Source organism: Dyella thailandensis, assembly GCF_050749815.1.
In the GTDB taxonomy this organism is placed as follows: Bacteria; Pseudomonadota; Gammaproteobacteria; order Xanthomonadales; family Rhodanobacteraceae; genus Dyella_A.
This window is the reverse complement of sequence record NZ_CP192735.1, coordinates 3,049,821-3,068,326: the sequence shown is the minus strand read 5'-3', so window position 1 is coordinate 3,068,326 and position 18,506 is coordinate 3,049,821. Positions and strand designations below refer to the sequence as shown.

The 18,506-nt window shown below is 67.8% G+C and carries 15 protein-coding genes; 9 read left to right on the top strand and 6 right to left on the bottom strand.

Features of this window, described 5'->3' with window-relative positions; translation table 11 throughout:
- Position 1: 1 nt before the first annotated feature.
- Complete coding sequence (locus tag ACQVBX_RS14150; protein ID WP_431634893.1) at positions 2–817, bottom strand: glycosyltransferase family 2 protein; 816 nt, start codon at positions 815–817, stop codon at positions 2–4.
- 83 nt (positions 818–900) lie between these two features.
- On the opposite strand from ACQVBX_RS14150, the gene ACQVBX_RS14145 reads away from it, so the two are divergent.
- From ACQVBX_RS14145 to ACQVBX_RS14135, 3 genes are read left to right on the top strand one after another with little or no spacing between them, the layout of a single operon-like run.
- A complete protein-coding gene (locus ACQVBX_RS14145) occupies positions 901–1,908 on the top strand; it encodes a glycosyltransferase family 2 protein (protein WP_431634891.1) in 1,008 nt (335 codons plus the stop codon).
- The gene (locus ACQVBX_RS14140) at positions 1,905–2,759 is read left to right on the top strand and encodes a glycosyltransferase family 2 protein (RefSeq protein WP_431634890.1); all 855 of its coding nucleotides are present in this window, start codon (positions 1,905–1,907) and stop codon (positions 2,757–2,759) included. The genes ACQVBX_RS14145 and ACQVBX_RS14140 overlap by 4 nt, the downstream gene beginning before the upstream one ends.
- A gap of 24 nt (positions 2,760–2,783) precedes the next feature.
- Positions 2,784–4,061 carry an O-antigen ligase family protein gene (locus tag ACQVBX_RS14135; protein ID WP_431634888.1) on the top strand — a complete coding sequence of 426 codons (1,278 nt, stop codon included), beginning with the start codon at positions 2,784–2,786 and terminating at the stop codon, positions 4,059–4,061.
- Between the two features lie 34 nt (positions 4,062–4,095).
- Here ACQVBX_RS14135 and ACQVBX_RS14130 read toward each other — a convergent pair whose 3' ends face one another.
- From ACQVBX_RS14130 to def, 5 genes are all read right to left on the bottom strand, one after another.
- Complete coding sequence (locus ACQVBX_RS14130; protein WP_431634885.1) at positions 4,096–5,091, bottom strand: glycosyltransferase; 996 nt, start codon at positions 5,089–5,091, stop codon at positions 4,096–4,098.
- A gap of 103 nt (positions 5,092–5,194) precedes the next feature.
- Positions 5,195–6,934, bottom strand: a complete 1,740-nt coding sequence (locus ACQVBX_RS14125) for an ArnT family glycosyltransferase (RefSeq protein WP_431634883.1) — start codon at positions 6,932–6,934, stop codon at positions 5,195–5,197.
- A 68-nt stretch (positions 6,935–7,002) separates the two neighbouring features.
- Entirely contained in the window at positions 7,003–8,304 is a 1,302-nt protein-coding gene (gene rsmB, locus ACQVBX_RS14120; RefSeq protein ID WP_431634882.1) for a 16S rRNA (cytosine(967)-C(5))-methyltransferase RsmB, read from the bottom strand.
- Positions 8,301–9,242: a methionyl-tRNA formyltransferase gene (fmt, locus tag ACQVBX_RS14115; RefSeq protein WP_431634880.1), complete on the bottom strand. Its 942-nt coding sequence runs from the start codon at positions 9,240–9,242 to the stop codon at positions 8,301–8,303. The genes rsmB and fmt overlap by 4 nt, the downstream gene beginning before the upstream one ends.
- Positions 9,239–9,748, bottom strand: coding sequence for a peptide deformylase (gene def, locus ACQVBX_RS14110; protein ID WP_431634879.1), 510 nt, complete (start codon positions 9,746–9,748; stop codon positions 9,239–9,241). Before def ends, fmt begins: the two co-directional genes overlap by 4 nt.
- Positions 9,749–9,934: 186 nt before the next feature.
- On the opposite strand from def, the gene ACQVBX_RS14105 reads away from it, so the two are divergent.
- From ACQVBX_RS14105 to purD, 6 genes are all read left to right on the top strand, one after another.
- On the top strand, positions 9,935–11,062 hold the full coding sequence (locus ACQVBX_RS14105) for a LysM peptidoglycan-binding domain-containing protein (protein ID WP_431634878.1): 1,128 nt from the start codon (positions 9,935–9,937) through the stop codon (positions 11,060–11,062).
- Positions 11,063–11,142: 80 nt separating this feature from the next.
- The gene (dprA, locus tag ACQVBX_RS14100) at positions 11,143–12,279 is read left to right on the top strand and encodes a DNA-processing protein DprA (protein WP_431634877.1); all 1,137 of its coding nucleotides are present in this window, start codon (positions 11,143–11,145) and stop codon (positions 12,277–12,279) included.
- A gap of 125 nt (positions 12,280–12,404) precedes the next feature.
- On the top strand, positions 12,405–14,906 hold the full coding sequence (locus ACQVBX_RS14095; protein WP_431634876.1) for a DNA topoisomerase I: 2,502 nt from the start codon (positions 12,405–12,407) through the stop codon (positions 14,904–14,906).
- A gap of 5 nt (positions 14,907–14,911) precedes the next feature.
- On the top strand, positions 14,912–15,484 hold the full coding sequence (locus tag ACQVBX_RS14090; protein ID WP_431638191.1) for an L-threonylcarbamoyladenylate synthase: 573 nt from the start codon (positions 14,912–14,914) through the stop codon (positions 15,482–15,484).
- 154 nt (positions 15,485–15,638) lie between these two features.
- The gene (locus ACQVBX_RS14085) at positions 15,639–17,018 is read left to right on the top strand and encodes an AMP-binding protein (RefSeq protein WP_431634875.1); all 1,380 of its coding nucleotides are present in this window, start codon (positions 15,639–15,641) and stop codon (positions 17,016–17,018) included.
- A gap of 87 nt (positions 17,019–17,105) precedes the next feature.
- Entirely contained in the window at positions 17,106–18,389 is a 1,284-nt protein-coding gene (gene purD / locus ACQVBX_RS14080; protein WP_431634874.1) for a phosphoribosylamine--glycine ligase, read from the top strand.
- Positions 18,390–18,506: the final 117 nt, after the last annotated feature.

The following is an 18,506-nucleotide window of genomic DNA, read 5'->3' as shown; positions in this document are numbered from 1 at the left end:
TTCAACGATCCAGTCCATGGCGGCGCAGGGCATCGTCGGCGAGCGCGATGGAATCGGGGTTGCGACACATCTCGTAGTAGCGCATGCGCTTGTAGACGGCGTAGGCGGCGGCCGTCTGCGAGATCACGAAGCCACGCCAGCCGTCCAGGACACCCAGCCTCAGGATATAGTCGCGGACGAAGGTGACTACAAAAAGCGCGGGGCAGAGCCACATCCTGGGCTTACGCCGACGCTGATGCCAGTCGCGCGCTTTAAGCTCCGAATAGCGCAGCACCTTCAGGCCTTTATGCAGCAGGGTCGGGTTGTGAACGTGCTCGAACGTACCCGCAAAGCGCACGTGGGGACCGTCGGCGATAAGCGACTCGTGGACGCGGACATCCCGCCAGCGGGCGCGATCACGGTGATACAGGCGGGTCATCTTTTCGCCGACCATAGGCCGGTACCAGCGCATCGGCGCACCCATGAACAGGGTGCGGCGACGCAGTATGCCGGCGGCGGCATCGGAAGCCATCACTTCGGGCAGGCGACGCGCTAGTTCGGCGGCCAGTTCGGGGGACAAGAATTCATCAGCGTCAAGCACCAGAATCCAGTTATGGCTGCACTGAGTAGTGGCGAAATTTCGCTGAGGGCCGAACCCCAACCAGTCCTGGTGCACCACCCGCGCGCCGTGGGCCTGCGCGATGGCCACGGTGTCATCATCGCTGCCAGAGTCGACCACCAGTTTTTCGGCCGCGAACGGGACCGAATCAAGGCAGCGGGCGATGGTATGCGCCTCGTTGTGGGTGATGACGGCGAGCGTGAGTGGCAGATTGGGCATGAGGAGATTCTAGGGGAATCTGAGACGCTCACTGCATGCCGCTACGATAGACTCGGTGCTGAGTCGTCCTGCGGGGCCGTTTGATGAGTGACCACTACGTTCCCATTGAGGCGGCGCAGCAGCCCAAGGGTCGCAAGATGCTGCGCGATGGGGACTCTACACGCAGCCATCGACACCTCACCCTTGCCGTGGTCGTCACCAGCTACAACTACCGGGATTTTGTCATCGAGGCGGTCGAGGGGGCTCTCAGTCAGACGCGTGCACCAACCCAGGTCATCGTGGTCGACGATGGCTCCACCGACGGCTCGGCCGAATTGTTGAAGGATCGCTACTCCTCGGACCTGCGTGTGACCCTGGTATTCGCGCCGAACGGCGGGCAGCTACACGGGCTGCAGCGGGGCATGGCGCTGGTCGATGCCGACATTGTGTGCTTCCTCGACTCCGATGACCGATGGAAACCGAACTATTTCGACAAAATCGCGGCTCTCTACGAGCAGCGGCCGGATGTCGATTTTGTCTTTTCAGACATGCATCACTTCGGCCAGCAGGACCGGATGGTGGGTCTGGGGGACAAAGCCATCGACTTCGGCTTCACCGCATTGACGACGTATGCCTCGACGGTCTGGTATGGCGCCCCGACTTCTGCCGTGTCCATGCGCGTCGACTGGGCGCGCCGAGTGCTTGATGTTCCCGATGCGTTCCGCCCGCTGTGGAAAACGTCGCCCGACAATCTGCTGGTGTATGGCGCCAGTGTGCTGGGGGCGCGCAAGTATTACCTGCCGACGGGGAGCGTCGACTACCGCATTCACGGGAGCAACGCGTGGCTCTCCAATCGAAGTGTCGTTCAGTCGTACCGCACGCTGCTGAAGACAAGGAGCCTCATCGCGTATTACGCACAGGAGGCGGGTCTCGACGACTCGTGCGTTTCGATGGAGCTTTGCAAGCTCGAGTACAGAACCAAGCCGAAGCCGCCATGGGTTGAAACAGAGCGATATATCCGGCTGGTGATGACACGCAGGGTGTGGCCACCCTGGAGAAAGTGGGAGCGTGCCCTGAGTATCTTTGTCCGAGGACTCAGGTCCTTTTTATGACGCGACTCTATCCACTGCCGGCGGCCCAGGGTCGCATTAGCGTTGCCGTGATCACCTATAACTGGCCGCAGGCGCTTGAGTTGGTGCTGCGTTCGCTGGCAGCACAGAGTGAGCTGCCTTTCGAAGTGATCGTCACGGACGATGGTTCGCATGAGGACACGCGCGCGCTGCTCCGGCGCGTGGCATGTGATTACCCCACCCGGCTGATTCACCTGTGGCAACCGGATGATGGTGCGCGCATGAGTCGCGCGCGTAACCGAGCGATAGCGGCGGCACAGGGCGACTACATGATCCTGCTAGATGGCGACATGGTGGCGGAGCACCACTTCATAGCCGACCACCGCGCTTTTGCACGGCGGGGATGCTTTGTACAAGGATCGCGTGTGCTCATGAATGAAGCGCTCAGCGCCCGCATGCTTCGCGAGCAGCGCACCGAGCTGGGCTTTTTCGAGCGCGGCGTAGGGCGTCGCCGGCATACCTTGCGAATCCCGCCGTTGGCGCGATTGTACGCGCGCCCTGGCCAGCGCCAGCGCGGCATCAAGAGCTGCAACATGGGGTTCTGGCGCGATGACCTGGTCCGCCTCAACGGTTTCAACGAGGAAATGACCGGCTGGGGGCGCGAAGACACGGAACTGGCGGTACGCGCCTTCCATGCGGGCCTGCGACGGCGAGACCTGCGCTTCAGTGCCCTGGCCTTCCATCTCTACCACCGGTCGCGCAAGAACGTCGGCGACAACCCCAACGACCGCATCCTCGCGGCCACCCGCGCCGCCGGCACGGTTCGGTGTTCGATGGGGGTCGATCAGCATGTCTCCGAATTCCAGGCGCCGCCACAGGCTATCCTTTCCTGATCAATTCAGGAGTTGTAGCGTCACATGGAGCAGATGGGACACGACTTTTCCGCCCCTCCGCCTGTCGCGGAAGATGCTTTCCGGTCCAGCGAGCTGTCGCGATATGCGCAATTGCCCCATACACCAGTCCATCCGGGGTGGTTATCGTCGTGGCTAATGCTTGGCCTGTTCTGGCTTCCGGTGGGCATAGCCGTCACCCCTGGTCATCAGCCGCGCAGTCTCTATCACTGGACGCTGGCATTGACCCTGTTCCTGCCCGGCTTGATCGTGCTGGTTCGTCGCCGTGGCGAGCTCGCCTGGCAGTGGTTGCGCTCTCCGCCGCTGCAGCTGTGCCTGGCGCTGCTGGTGTGGTCCGGCATCACGTTGTTCTGGGCGACCGGTGCGCAGGTTGCTGAACGCCTAAAGGCACCCATCTTCGTGGTGCTCTATCTCAGCGCATGGCTGGCGTGGTCGCTGGGGCGAAGCCGCGCTCAGGTGCAATCGTTGCTGTGGTGGACCGCGGTGGTACTCTCGGCTGCGGCGCTGGCGGCGATGATCGCGTTTCCATGGCGGCACATCGTTTGGCATCACCGGATGATTGGGCTGGCGTTGCTCGATGGCCCGAACCTGTCAGCCTACGTGATGGCCTGCGCCTTCCTGTGGCTGACCCAGCTGGTTCCTCCGGTGGGAGCGAGGCGCTATCTGGGTTGGTCGGCAATGGTGGTGCTGCTGGTGTTCGTCGGGTGGACCGGAAGCCGCGGCTCCTGGGTGGCGCTGCTGGCTTGCCTCGTCGGCATGGTGCTATGGCGCCGCGACCGCTGGTCCCTGGGCTTGGCAGCGGGAAGCGTGGTTGCAGTGCTGCTCGTGCTGGCGGTTATGCCGTCGGAGCTCATGCATCGAGGGATGTCCTATCGACCGCAGATCTTTCGCCAAGCGCTGGCGTTCATCGAAGCCCACCCGTGGAGCGGGCTGGGACTGGGCAGCGACTATCAGGTTATTGCCGGGTCGCAGGTGCTCACCCACAGCCACAATATCTTTACCAACGTGGCGATCGAGGTCGGTCTGCCCGGTCTGGTGCTGTGGTTGCTGGTATGGGCCTGGATGGGCTGGCAGGGCTGGCGCCATCGGAGACAGTCGCTGGGCGCGCTGATGTTGGTAACGTGGATTTTCGCCAGCGTGGCGTTACAGGTGGATGGCCCGAGCTTCCTGCAGAGCCCGCGGGCCGAGTGGCTGGTGACCTGGCTCCCGCTGGCGATCGCGCTGCAGCTGTGGTTCGAAGACCGCGGCAAGGGTACGGCACAGAAAGGACGCTCCGCGGTCTGACACTCGCCCCGTGCCCTGGATGCTTCACACGGCGTCAGAGCGCCTCGATGACGCGAAGCAGTCGCGGCGCGAATGAGGCTTCGTTGGCAAGAAACTGCGCACGGGCGCGTTCGCCCATCTGCTGCAGCGCCTCCTCGTCCATGGCCAGCGCACGTTCGACGGCCGCCTCCATGGCGGCGTCATCAAAAAAGTAGGTCGTGGCAAGATGCTGCCGACCCGTGTTGACGCTGGGGGAAATCAGCAGGCCGCAGCCCGGTTGGACCAGCTCGTTCATCGGCGGTGCGTCCAACGTGACCACTATAGCGCCAACGCTCATGGCCTCGGTCAGATAGTGACCGTAGCCCTCAGTTTCCGAGGGACAGAGGTGAAACCAGTGGCTGTTCTGCAGTCCCTGCAGCGTGGCATCGTCCATGTAGCCGACCAGGTGGTCGATATTGGCTGCCGGTTCGCCCGGCTTGGCGTTGTGCGGGCTCTGCACCACGGTCAGTCCAGGCCATTCGGGGTGCTTACGCCACAGCGAGAGCAGGCGCTCGGTTCCCTTGGAGCGACTACGGCCGGCGAGGTGAAAGAAGCGGCGATCACGAGGCACTTCCCTCGGAAGCAGTCGATCTACGCTGGTGAATCCAACGTAGTCCACGGTCTTCCCTAGATGTTCGAACAACACTTGGGCGTGGTGCGTCTTTGCCAAGACCCGGTCCACTCGGTCCAGATGCTGCCGGTCGCGCGGCAGAAACCATTCCGGATTCGGGACAAGCACGTTGGTATGCGCGAACGGCGCGTCATCGGGCCAGACGTGCTCAAGCATTACGTTGACATCGTGGGTGGTTGCCCGGCGACCCCGAACCAGCCTTCGCACCATCCACTCGCCCCGGCGGACCCACGGACGCAGCCACTTGGTCAGCTTCCCGCGACGGACACCCGTCACCGTGACGTCGCAGCCGCCGGCGCGCAGTATCTGCGCGAGCAGCCGCAGGTCGCGGGTCAACCCGACACCGTTGTCGCGGGCAATAAGATTGATTCGTCGGGGCATTGTCTGAGAGCTGAACTGATGAAGCAAATGGAGAGGCCGGCAGTCTAGCCGGACGAAATAATGGTGCGCCTCGCAGCGAGGAAGCTTCGTTCAGGCGCCGCGATCAATCGCCGCCGGCATCCTCTGCGCCAGCCGGCGAATCAGGCAGGCACCCCACTACCAGCGCACCGGCCCGGAACATCCACCACTCGCGGCGGTTGGCGTGCCCGACGTAGGTCGCCTTGCTGCGGTCCACGCACTGGCCCATCGCGCTGTCTAGGCTGAACAGCCAGCGTTGCGTAGGATCCGCCCGCAGCCACGTCGTGGCGTCGGCGAACTGCTGTGGCCACGGCTTGAGGAAACCGAACTCGGCTACCGGCCCCTGTGCCATCAGCAGGTTCTGCTCCTTCCAGGCGACCAGGCCGATCGGCGCCTGCGGGCCCGCGATGGTGCGCGCTCTCGCCATCACGTCCAACGAGGAGCGATCACCATTCAGCAGGGGATAGCCCCACAACCCGTAGACGCTCCAAAGCACCGCGGCGAAGGCCAGCCAGCCCTGCGGCGCCCGGCGCAGGCGGGTGAGCGTCGCGATCAGGAGGCCGGCCACGCCGATGGTGAGGAACAGCCACCAGATCTGCGGATCCAGACTTTGCTCCAGCCGCAGCGACCACTTGGGATGCCGCGTTACGGCCAGCGCGCCGGCAATCGCGAGCGCGCCGCTCAGGGCGAGCGTGAGCACGAACACCGCCGTGCGCACGCCGCGTCGGCGCAGCAGCGCCGGCAACAGCGGCGCCATCGCCAGCGCGGTGATCGGCAGCGCGGGCAGGATGTAGACATCGCGCTTGCCCGGGCTCAGCGAGAAGAACACCAGCACCAGCGCGATCCAGCCCAGCGGGATCAGGAAGCGCGCGTCGCGCCGCTTCAGCCGGCGCCACCATGCTGGCAGTGCCCACGGCAGCAGCAGCGACAGCGGCAGCCAGTCCACCGCGATGATGCCGAGGAAGTAGGCGGGCGAATGCAGGTGCCCGGGCGGCGTGGCGTAGCGGTGTACGGTCTGCCCGAACAGGATGTTCTGCACATATTCGGCGTGCTGCGGGTCGCCGTCGGCGCGGGCGATCAACACCATCGGCACCAGCCACGCCAGCACCGGCAGCAGGAAGGCGAGCGCGCCCAGCGCCCAGCGCCCGGCGCTGCCGTCGAACCGAGCCACGTGGCGCCAGCCGCGCCGACGCGCGAACGCAAAGGGAATGAGCATCAGCAGCGCCAGTACACCCACGCCCTTGGTCACTACGCCCACGCCGGCGAAGAAGCAGCCGATCCAGAACCAGCGCCAGGACGGTCCCAGCAGCAGGTGGCGCAGCAGGCCGTAGTTGGCCAGGGTGATCCAGCCCAGCAGCAGCGGATCGATCTGCGCGTTGCGCATCTGGTAGGTGAAGTGGATCGTCACCAGCAGGGCGAGCGCGGCCAGCAGGCCGCTGCGGTGATTCCACAGGCGGCGGGCCAGATCGTAGGTGAGCGCGAGCGCGCCCAGCGCCGCGAGCAAGGACGGCAGCAGGAACGCAACGCGCCAGCTACGCGTGAGGAAGTACGCCAGCGCCTGGGTCCACATGAACACCGGCGGCTTGTCCGGGTACAACTCGTGGCCGCGGTGCGGGAACAGCCACTGGCCGTGCTCCACCATCCAGCGCGCGACCAGGGCGAAGCGCGGCTCGTCCGACGGCCATGGATCGCGCAGGCCGATGCCCACGCCGAGCACGAACAGCGCGAACAGGCCGCCCCAGAGGAGCTCGGCGCGGGCGCTGGACAGCCACAGCGGGCGGGCGCGGGACAGGGCGGGGAGCGGTTTCACGACGCGGCGTTCCATCGGGGTCGGTGGGGAAATCGGTACAAGCATAGCCGCGTGTGCGGCGCGGCCGGGCGCAGCTTCTTGCGTCAGGCCTTTTTTTGCAGCACCGCGTAATACATCCCGTCGAGGTCGCCGTCGCCCGGCAGGATCTGCCAACCCACGGCCGCGGCCTGCCCGACCGGCAGCGTGAAGGCCACCGCCGCGGCATCGTCACGCGCCGCCAGCAGCTCGGACACGACCGCCTCGTTCTCCGCGCGCAGCACCGAGCAGGTGATGTAGACCAGCCGCCCGCCCGGCGCCAGCAGCGGCCACAGCGCGGACACGATGCGCCGCTGCTGCACGCCCATCGCGGCGATGTCGCTCTCGCGGCGGTGCAGACGCACGTCGGGGCGGCGGCGCAGCACGCCGGTGGCCGAGCACGGCGCATCGACGAGGATGCGGTCGAACGGCTGCTTCTTCCACGCGGCGGGCGGCGCGCCCGCGTCGCCGACCACCACCTTGGCATCCAGCCGAAGGCGCATCAGGTTGTCCCGGATGCGCTCGGCGCGCTTGGCGTCGAACTCAAGCGCGGTGAGGTCGATGCGCGCCCGCTCCAGCAGGTGGCAGGCCTTGCCGCCCGGAGCGGCGCAGGCGTCGAGCACGCGCAGTCCATCGCGCAGGTCGGCGAGGTCGGCGGCGACCTGGGCCGCGCCGTCCTGCACGGCGAAGGCACCGTCGGCGAAGCCGGGCAGCCGGGTGACGTCGGTGCTGTGCGGCAGCACCGCCGCGTCGGCCAGCCACGGGTGGGCGTGCGCCTCGTGACCACTTGCCTGCAGCCGCGCGACGAAGGCTGCGCGTTCGCTGCGCTGGCGGTTCACCCGCAGCATCAGTGGCGGTTCGCCGTTGTCGGCGGCCATCACCGCATCGGCCTGCGCCGGCCAGTCGCGCTGCAGCGCCGTGGCCAGCCATGCGGGATGCGCGTGGCGGGTGGTCGGCTCGGCATCGAGACGAGCGATGTGCGTCGCGCGCTCGCGCTGCCAGCGGCGCAGCACGGCGTTGACCATGCCGGCCAGCGCCGGGCGCTTGAGCGTGCGCGTGGCTTCCACGGTGGCGGCCACCGCGGCGTAGTCGCTGAGCTGCAGGATCTCCAGCTGCACCAGGCCCAGTACCAGCAGCGCGTGGATGGCCGGATCCTTGTGCCGGATCGGCTTGGCCAGCATCGCGTCGACGGCCGCGTCGAAGCGCAGCCACCAGCGTGCGCCCTCGCTCAGCAGCGCCATCAGCAGGGCGCGGTCGCGCGGGTCGGACAGTTTGGGGGCGCTGCGTTCCATCACCTCACGCAGCGAAGCACCGCGCAGGGCGACTTCGGCCAGCCCCTTCGCGGCGAGGGCGCGGGTATCGGGTTTCATCGCGCCGAGCGCAGGTCGGGACGGGCGTTGAGATAGTCCACCGCGCCGATGCGCTTGCCACCAGCGCGTTGCAGCGCCGTGATGCGCAGGGCGCCTTCAGCGCAGGCGATGTCGATACCGTCTCGGCTGGCGGCCAGCACGCTGCCGGGCATGGCGTAATGGTCGAGATTGAGCGCTTGCGCCGACCACACGCGCAGCGTCTCGCCGGCCACCTCGCCCTCGGCCACCGGCCATGGATCGAAGGCGCGCACCTGACGCTCCAGTTCGCGCGCCGGGCGGCTGAAATCCAGACGCGCCTCGGCCTTGTCGAGCTTGTGCGCGTAGGTGACGCCCGCTTCCGGTTGCGATACGGGAGTCAGCGTTTCGCCGGCAAGGACGCGCTTGAGGCCTTCAGCGAGCACCTCGGCACCGAGTTGCGACAGGCGATCGTGCAGGCTACCGCCGGTGTCGTCGCCGTGAATCGGAGTGCGTCGTTCGAGCAGCACCGGACCGGTGTCCAGGCCGGCCTCCATCTGCATCAGGTCGACGCCGCTCTCGGTGTCGCCGGCGAGAATCGCGCGCTGGATCGGTGCCGCCCCGCGCCAGCGCGGCAGCAGGCTGGCGTGCACGTTCCAGCAGCCCAGGCGCGGGATGGCCAGCACCTTGCGCGGCAAGATCAGCCCGTAGGCCACCACCACCATCAGGTCGGGCGCGTACGCTGCCAGTCGGTTGCGGGCGGGGTCTTTCAGCGACTCGGGCTGCTCGACCGGAATGTGGGCTTCAAGCGCAGCCTGCTTGACCGGACTGGGGGTGAGCTTGCGGCCGCGCCCGGCGGGACGATCCGGCTGGGTATAGACCGCCACCACCTCGGCCCCGCTGGCGCGGCACGCCGCCAGACAGGGAACGGAGAACTCGGGGGTGCCGGCGAAAACGATGCGCAGCGGGGTCTCGCCGCTCAAGCGCTGGCCGCCTGCTTGCGCTGCTTCTCCATGCGCTTGAGCAGCATAGTGCGCTTGAGCGAGGACAGGTAGTCGACAAACACCTTGCCTTCCAGGTGATCCATCTCGTGCTGGATGCACACCGCGAGCGGGCCCTCGATGTCCATCTCCACTTCCTTGCCGTCGACGTCGTGCGCCTGCACCTTCACCTTCAGGGCGCGGGTGACGTCGGCAAAGATGCCGGGGAACGACAGGCAGCCTTCTTGGTAGACCTGCGAACCGGCCTTCTCCACGATCCGCGGATTAATCAGCGCCAGCGGCTGGTTGCGCTCGTCGCTCATGTCGGCCACTAGCACCTGCTGGCTCACGGCCACCTGGGTGGCGGCCAGGCCCACGCCGTTGGCGGCGTACATCGTCTCGAACATATCGGCGACGAACTGTTTGAGCGCGGCATCGAACACGCGCACCGGTTCGGCACGGATGCGCAGGCGGGGATCGGGAAATTCAATGATGTTGAGCACGGACATGGGATCACCTCGGCGCCGGAACTGTGGGCATCGTTGCGAAAACCAAGCCGGACGCAATCTAGAATGGGGTTTATTGTACGTCGCCAAGCCCGCGTCATGCAGACAGTTTTGCCAACTGGCTCCAGTTGCGCGGGTTAACGGTTCGGTTACACTCGCGCTTGCACCGGGGGAGGGGGATTCCCGCTTATGATCAAGAAGTCCATCGGGCTGCTGGCCGGCATGCTGGTTACGTTTGCCGTCTACGCCGCGGGCGCGCAGCTGCGTGCCAGCCATCCGGATACCTACACGGTTCGCCGCGGCGACACGCTGTGGGATATCTCGGCAAAATTCCTTTCCAAGCCCTGGCTGTGGCCGGAAATCTGGCAGGCCAACCCGCAGGTGCAGAACCCGCACCTGATCTACCCGGGCGACGTGCTCAATCTGTCCTTCATCAACGGCCCCACGCTCAAGCTGGAGCCGGGCGTGCACAGCGGCGACGAAGCCGTGCCGGCGATCCCGCTCTCCGAGCTGGGGATGTTCCTCAAGGACATGCGGGTCATGAAGTCCGAGGATGTCAGCTCGGCGCCGTACGTGGTGGGCATGGAGGAAGCGCGGCTGCGCGGCACGCCGGGCCAGAACCTCTACGTGCGCAACCTGCAGGCGGAGCCGGGCCAGCGCTGGGCCATTGTTCGCCCGACCCACGTGTTCCGCGGCTTCGAGCAGGACGACAAGAGCGACGCCGAGAACGAGATTGTCGGCCACACCCTCGACGCCGACGCGTCCATGGTGCGCAGCCCGTGGTCGGAAGATTTCCGCAACGACGGCCACTACGGTCGCGGTGACGACCTGGGCGTGGAAGTGTCGGTGATTGGCACGGCCGAGACGCTGCGCACGGGCGACGTATCGACCCTGCTGCTGCTCGATTCCACCATGGAAATCCGCAAGGGCGACCGCGTGATGCCGGTCGACGATCATCCTTACGATGCCTATTTCTATCCGCACGCGCCGAAGTCGGTGGCCCCGCATGCCCGCGTGATCGCCTTTGCCGATGCGCTCGATGCGGCCGGCAAGCGCCAGGTGGTGGCGCTGTCGATCGGCAAGCAGGATGGCGTCGAGAACGGCCAGACCTACGCCGTGTGGCAGCCGGGCGAGACCATCGCCGACGACGTGGCCGGCAACAGCTGGCGCCGCGGCACCTCGCCCGACGTGACCCTGCCGGAAGAGTTCGTGGGCCACGTGATGGTGTTCCGCACCTTTGACCGTGTCAGCTACGGCCTGATCATGGACAGCCTGCGGCCGGTGCATCGCGGCGACAATCTGCGCATGCCCGAATAGGCGCGGATCGGCCGATTCCCACAGGACGGCGCGGTACTACCGCGCCGTTTTTGTTTGTGCGCCGCGCTTAGACTCGCCGGATGACCGACGCCAACGATCTCCGCGACTGGCTCATCGCCCTGCGCACCCCGGGCCTGGGCCCAGGTGGCCTGCGCGAGCGCCTGACCGAGCACGGTGGCCGCATGGACGCCGCGCTTGCGGCGGTCCATCGGCAGCCCGGCAGTGGCGGGGACGCGGCCCGCCGCTGGCTGGACCAGCCGGACGAGGCACGTCTGGAAGAGGATATGGCGTGGCTGATGCGGGACGGCCATCGCCTGCTGCGCTGCACGGACGAGGATTTCCCGCCGCCGCTGGACACCATCGCGCAGCCGCCCGCGGCGCTGTTCGTGGCGGGCGATGCCGCACTGCTGCTCCATCCGCAGGTGGCGATCGTGGGCGCGCGCCGCGCCAGTCCTGCCGGCCTCGGCAACGCGCGCGTCTTTGCCCGGGCGCTGGGTCAGGCTGGGCTGCTGGTAACCAGCGGCATGGCCGACGGCATCGATGGGGCGGCGCATGCCGCGGCGCTGGACGCCGGCCTGCCCACCGTGGCGGTGGTGGGCACCGGTCCGGACCGGGTCTATCCGCGCAAGCATCTCGCTCTGGCGCAGCGTATCGTGGACGGCGGTGCCCTGGTCAGCGAGTTTCCGCCCGGTACCGCCGCGCGGGCCGATCATTTTCCGCGGCGAAACCGTATCATCGCCGGCCTTTCGCTGGGCACGCTGGTGATCGAGGCCGGGCTGCAATCGGGCTCGTTGATTACCGCCCGGCTGGCCGGCGAGCAGGGGCGCGAGGTGTTTGCCTTGCCTGGATCCATCCACAACCCGTTGGCGCGGGGCTGCCATCGCCTGATCCGCGACGGTGCCCGGCTGGTGGAGGAGCCGGGCGAAGTGATCGAGGCACTGGCGCCGGCGGCGCGGGCGCTGGGCGCGGAACTCGCGCAGCGGCTGGCTGCCGGGCCCGTCGCTGCAGGCGCCGACACGGTGGCGGACGGCGCGCCGGTCGATCCGCAGTACCGGCGGCTGCTCGACGCCCTGGGTCACGATCCGGTGCCGTTGGACGAGCTGGTCGGCCGTACCGGCCAGCCGGCGGCCGAGTTGTCCTCGATGCTGCTGATGCTGGAGCTGGAGGGGCACGTGGGCACGCTCCCGGGCAACCGCTACCAGCGCCTGGGCGGCTGAGCGAAGCCGCGCCAGGCCTCAGTTCCGCGCGATTCGGCTTGACAGTCGTCGCGCCAACGTGGCTCAACTAGATATATGTGTCCGTCGCCAAGCGACGGTAATTCTCCTTTGGAACTCCCCGCCACATGGCAAAAAACCTGCTCATCGTCGAATCGCCGGCCAAGGCCAAGACGATCAACAAATACCTCGGCAAGGACTTCCAGGTCCTGGCCTCCTACGGCCACGTGCGCGACCTCAAGCCGAAGGAAGGGGCGGTCGATCCCGAGCACGGTTTCGCCATGAAGTACGAGGTGATCGAGCGCAACGAGAAGCACGTCGACGCGATTGCCAAGGCCGCCAAGCAGGCCGACGATATCTATCTGGCGACCGACTTGGATCGCGAGGGCGAGGCGATCAGCTGGCACATCAGCGAGATCCTCAGGGAGCGCGGCCTGGATCGCGGCAAGCGCATGCATCGCGTGGTGTTCTCCGAGATCACCCCCAAGGCGATCAAGGCCGCGGTGGCCGAACCGCGCCAGCTTTCGCATGACCTGGTCGACGCCCAGCAGGCGCGCCGGGCGCTCGACTATCTGGTCGGCTTCAACCTGTCGCCGGTGCTGTGGCGCAAGGTGCAGCGGGGCCTGTCGGCCGGCCGCGTGCAGAGCCCGGCGCTGCGCATGATCGTCGAGCGCGAGGAGGAGATCGAGGCGTTCGTGGCGCGCGAGTACTGGTCCGTCGAGGCGCAGCTCAAGCATGCCGAGGGCGATTTCACTGCGCGCCTGACCAAGCTCAACGGCAAGAAGTTCGAGCAGTTCGACCTCACCAACGAGCACGACGCGATGACCGCGCGCGCCGCGCTGAAGGCCGCCGCCCGCGGCAACCTCACCGTCAGCGAGGTCGGTTCGAAGGAGCGCAAGCGCCGACCCGCGGCGCCGTTCACCACCTCGACGCTGCAGCAGGAGGCCGCGCGCAAACTGGGCTTCTCCACCAGCCGCACGATGAAGGTGGCGCAGGGGCTGTACGAGGGCGTGGCGCTGGGCAGCGAGGGCAACGTCGGCCTGATCACCTATATGCGTACCGACTCCACCATGCTCGGCGACGACGCGGTGGCCGAACTGCGCCAGGTGATCTCCCGCGAGTTCGGCGTCAAGGCGCTGCCGGACGTTCCGCAGGTATACAAGACCAAATCCAAGAACGCGCAGGAGGCGCACGAGGCGATTCGCCCGACCTCCGCGCTGCGCACCCCGCGCGAAGTCGCCGGCTTCCTCAACGACGAGCAGCGCAAGCTGTACGAGCTGATCTGGAAGCGCACCGTGGCCTGCCAGATGATCCACGCCACGCTCAACACGGTGTCGGTCGAGTTCGCTTTGAAGGACGTCGCTGGCGGTGATGCCTCGTTCCGTTCCACCGGCACCACCGTGATCGATCCGGGCTTCCTTGCCGTGTACGAGGAAGGCCGCGACCAGAAGGCCGCCGAGGACGAAGACGAAGGTCGGCGCCTGCCACGGCTGGTGGCCGGCGAAGTGGTGCCGCTGCACGACATCCTGGCCGAACAGCACTTCACCGAGCCGCCGCCGCGCTTTTCCGAGGCAAGCCTGGTCAAGGCGTTGGAAGAGCACGGCATCGGCCGCCCTTCGACCTACGCCAGCATCATCCAGGTGCTGCTCAACCGCGAGTACGTGCTGCTCGACGCACGGCGCTTCAAGCCGACCGACGTGGGCCGCGCCGTGGGCAAGTTCCTGGTGCAGCACTTCACCCGCTACGTCGATTACGACTTCACCGCCAAGCTCGAGGACGAACTCGATGCGGTGAGCCGCGGCGAAGAGGCCTGGGTGCCGCTGATGGAGCGATTCTGGCAGCCGTTCAAGCAGCAGGTGGACGAGAAGACCGAGTCGGTCGACCGCAGCGAGGCCACCGGCGCGCGCGAGCTGGGCGTCGATCCGAAGAGCGGCAAGCCGGTCTCGGTGCGGCTGGGCCGCTATGGACCCTATGCACAGATCGGCGACAAGGACACCGACGAGAAGCTGCAGTTCGCCAGCCTGCGTCCGGGCCAGAGCATGCACACGATCACGCTGGAGCAGGCGATCGAGCTGTTCAAGCTGCCGCGCAAGCTCGGCCAGGCCGAGAACGGCGACGAAGTCAGCGTGGGCGTGGGCCGTTTCGGCCCGTTCGTGAAGCGGGGCAGCACCTATGCCTCGCTCAAGCCCGAGGACGATCCGTACACCATCGAGCTGCCGCGCGCGCTGCAGATCGTGGCCGAAAAGCTGGAGATGCTCGCCAACCGCGTCATCAAGGATTTCGGCAACGGCGTGCAGGTGCTCAACGGCCGCTACGGCGCCTACATCACCGACGGCGAAAAGAACGCGCGCATTCCCAAGGACGTCGAGCCGAAGGACCTCACCGAGGCGCAGTGCGTGGAACTGCTTGCCGCCGCGCCGGTGAAGAAGGGCCGCTTCGCCAAGAAAACCGCGGCGACCAAGAAGGCGGCCGCGAAGAAGGAGCCGGCGGCGAAGAAGGCTGCGCCCAAGAAGGCCGCTGCCAAGAAGAGCTCGGCGAAAAAGACCGCCGCCAAGAAAACCGCAACCAAGAAGACCGCCACCAAGAAAGCCGCCGTGAAAAAGGCCGCGGCGCGCTCCGGCGAGGCATGAGCGGCTTGCTGCATCGCTTCGGATCCGGCGAGATCGACGGCGCGGCGGCCCTGCTGCGCGCCGGTGGTGTGCTGGCCTATCCCACCGAAGCGGTGTTCGGGCTCGGTTGCGATCCGCAGGATCTGGCCGCGTTCGAGCGTCTGTTCGCGCTCAAGCAGCGGCCGGCCGACCAGGGAGTGCTGCTGATCGCCGCCGAGCTGGACCAGCTCGAGCGCTACCTTGCGCTTGATCAGCTGCCCGAGGCGCAGCGGCAGGCGGTGCTGGCCAGCTGGCCGGGGCCGCACACGTGGGTGCTTCCGCGCTCGGCGGCGGTGCCGGCCTGGGTGACGGGCGCGCACGAGGGCATCGCCGTACGCATTACCGCACACCCCACCGCGGCCGCACTGTGCCGCGCGTTCGGCGGGACGATCGTCTCCACCAGCGCCAACCCGCATGGTGCGCCACCGGCGCGGTCGCCGCAGGAGGTGATTGGCTACTTCGGCGATGCGCTGGATGGCCTGCTTGCCGCGCCGCTGGGCGAGGCCGAGCAGCCCTGCCCCATCCGCGACGGCCTCAGCGGCGCTATCATCCGCCCCTGATCGCCCGCCGGGGCGCGCCGGGGCCGCCATTGCAAGCCCAGGCGCGAAGCGGGCATGACCACACGCAACACGCATTCACGTCGGCTTCGGGCGACTGGGGGATGCTGCGCACACAGCGCCGCCTGGCGGCACGGGATCGCGGGAGTCATCCGGTTTGGCCACAGTCTTCGACACGCCGCAGCGCGACCTGGCGCTGGCGCCACAGCTTCCGCTGCTGGCCGCCGGCGACGGCGATCGCACCGTGGCCTGGCGCCATGGCGCGCCGATCAGTGCGCGCGACTTCCTCGCCGATGTGCAGCACGTCGCCGACCACCTGCCGCCGGCCGCCGCCGCGGTCAATCTCTGCGAGGACCGCTACGCCTTCCTCGTCGCGTTCAGCGCCATCGCCTTGCGTGGACAGACCAACCTGCTGCCCTCCTCGCGCGCGCCGCGTGCCATCGACGAGGTGATGGCCGCCCATCCCGGCTGCTATGCGCTGGGCGACCTGGCGCTGGAGCCGGCGCCGCCGCACTACCACCGCCTGCCCTCGCTGGTGGCCCGGCCGGTAGCGGGTGAGCCCATCGATTGGCCGATGATCGACGCTGACCAAGTCGTAGCGCTCGGCTACACCTCCGGCTCCACCGGCCAGCCGGCCGCGCACGTGAAGACCTGGCGCAGCTTCCATGCCAGCAACGCCGGCAACCTGCGCATGCTGCGCGGATACGTCGACGGCCCGTGCAACGTGGTTGCCACCGTGCCGCCGCAGCACATGTACGGCATGGAGACGTCGGTGGTGCTGCCGCTGCTCGGCGACGTGGCGGTATGCGGCAGCCGGCCGTTCTTTCCGGCCGACGTGGCGGCCGCACTGGCCGCCGTGCCGGCGCCCCGCGTGCTGGTGACCACGCCGGTGCACCTGCGCGCGCTGGTCGAGTCCGGGGTGGCGCTGCCACCGCTGGCGGCGATGCTTTCGGCCACCGCGCCGATGCCGGTCGAGCTCGCACAAGCGGCCGAGCAGCGCTATGGCGCGCCGCTGCTGGAGGTGTTCGGCTCCACCGAAACCTGCGTATTCGGCAGCCGGCAGCCGACCGCATCGGAGCTGTGGCAGCTGTATGAGGGCGTGAGCCTGCATCCGCAGCCCGATGGCACCCAGGTCCACGCGCCGCAGCTGGCCGCGCCGGTGGTGCTGGCCGACCTGGTGACGCTGCATGACGGTGGCCGTGCGTTCCGCCTGTGCGGTCGCCACGCCGACATGCTGGAGATCGCCGGCAAGCGCGCCTCGCTCGGCGACCTGACCCGCCGCCTGCTCGCCATCCCCGGCGTGCGCGACGGTGCCGTATTGCAACTGGACGAACCGGACGCCCGCGGCGTGCGCCGCATCGCCGCGCTGGCGGTGGCGCCGGGCCTCGGCGAGGCGCAGATCCTCGAGGCGCTGCGCGGCGCGATCGACCCGCTGTTCCTGCCGCGCCCGCTGCGCCTGGTCGACGCGCTGCCGCGCAACGAAACCGGCAAGTTGCCGCGCGCCGCCCTGCTCGCCCTGCTCGCCGCCCGCGACTGACGCGGCCGCACGCCGTCGGCCTAGCCGACCGTGCCGCTACAATGCGCGCCTGCGCCGCGGGCGCGTGGGGCATTTTCGGAGCAAGGCATGAAGGTTCTGGTCATCGGCAACGGCGGGCGTGAGCACGCGCTGGCGTGGAAGCTCAAGCAGTCGCCGCGGGTCGACGAGGTGATCGTGGCGCCGGGCAACGCGGGCACGGCGCGCGAGCGCGGTGTGCGCAACGCCGACGTGGCAGCGAACGACATCGCCGGATTGCTGGCGCTGGCCAAGGCCGAGAAGGTCGGGCTCACCGTGGTCGGCCCCGAGGTACCGCTGGTGGCCGGCGTGGTGGACAAGTTCCGCGCCGCCGGGCTGCGCATCTTTGGCCCGCGTGCGATCGCCGCGCAGTTGGAGGGCTCCAAGGCGTTCGCCAAGGATTTCCTGCTTCGCCACAACATCCCCACCGCGCACTACGCCGTGTTCACCGACTTGAACCGTGCGCTCGCCTACGTGCGCGAGCAAGGCGCGCCGATCGTGATCAAGGCCGACGGCCTGGCGGCGGGCAAGGGCGTGGTGGTGGCGCTGACTCTGGCCGATGCCGAGCAGGCGCTGCACGACATGCTCGGCGGGCACGCGTTCGGCGATGCCTCGGCGCGCGTGGTGATCGAAGAGTTCCTCGACGGCGAGGAAGCGAGCTACATCGTGATGAGCGACGGCAGCCACGCGCTGCCGATGGCCTCCAGCCAGGACCACAAGCGCCGCGACGACAATGACCTCGGTCCCAACACCGGCGGCATGGGCGCGTATTCGCCGGCGCCGGTGGTCACGCCCGAGGTGGAGCAGCGCATCCTCAAGCAGGTGATCGAGCCGACACTGCGCGGCATGGCTGGCGAGGGCGCCCCGTTCATCGGTTTCCTCTACGCCGGCCTGATGATCGACAAGGCCGGCAACCCGAAGGTGATCGAGTTCAACGTGCGCTTCGGCGATCCGGAGACGCAGCCGATCATGCTACGGCTGAAGTCCGACCTGGTGGAGCTAATCGAAGCCGCGCTCGATGGCGAACTGCACCACACCAAGGCGCATTGGGATCCGCGCCCGTCGCTGGGGGTGGTGATGGCCGCCGGCGGCTATCCCGGCCCGGTGAAGAGCGGCACTCCGATCGAGGGCCTGGACACGCCGCTGGCGCCGGAAGCGAAGGTGTTCCATGCCGGCACCCGGCTGGACGCACAGGGTCGCCCGGTCACGGCCGGCGGCCGCGTTCTCACCGTCTGCGCGCTGGGCAAGGACATCGCCGCCGCGCGCGAGAACGCCTACGCGGCGGCGGCGAAAGTTCGCTTCGACGGTGCTTTCTACCGCCGCGATATCGCGCATCGCGCGCTGCATCTGCGCTAGGCAAGCCGCGGGGTCCGCCGCATCGGCGCGACAGGTGGCTCGGGTGACGCGCCATTTCCGGCGCGCCCCGAATCGCGCGCGAAGTCGTGCGGTGGGAACGGCGCGTGCAGTGGTGTA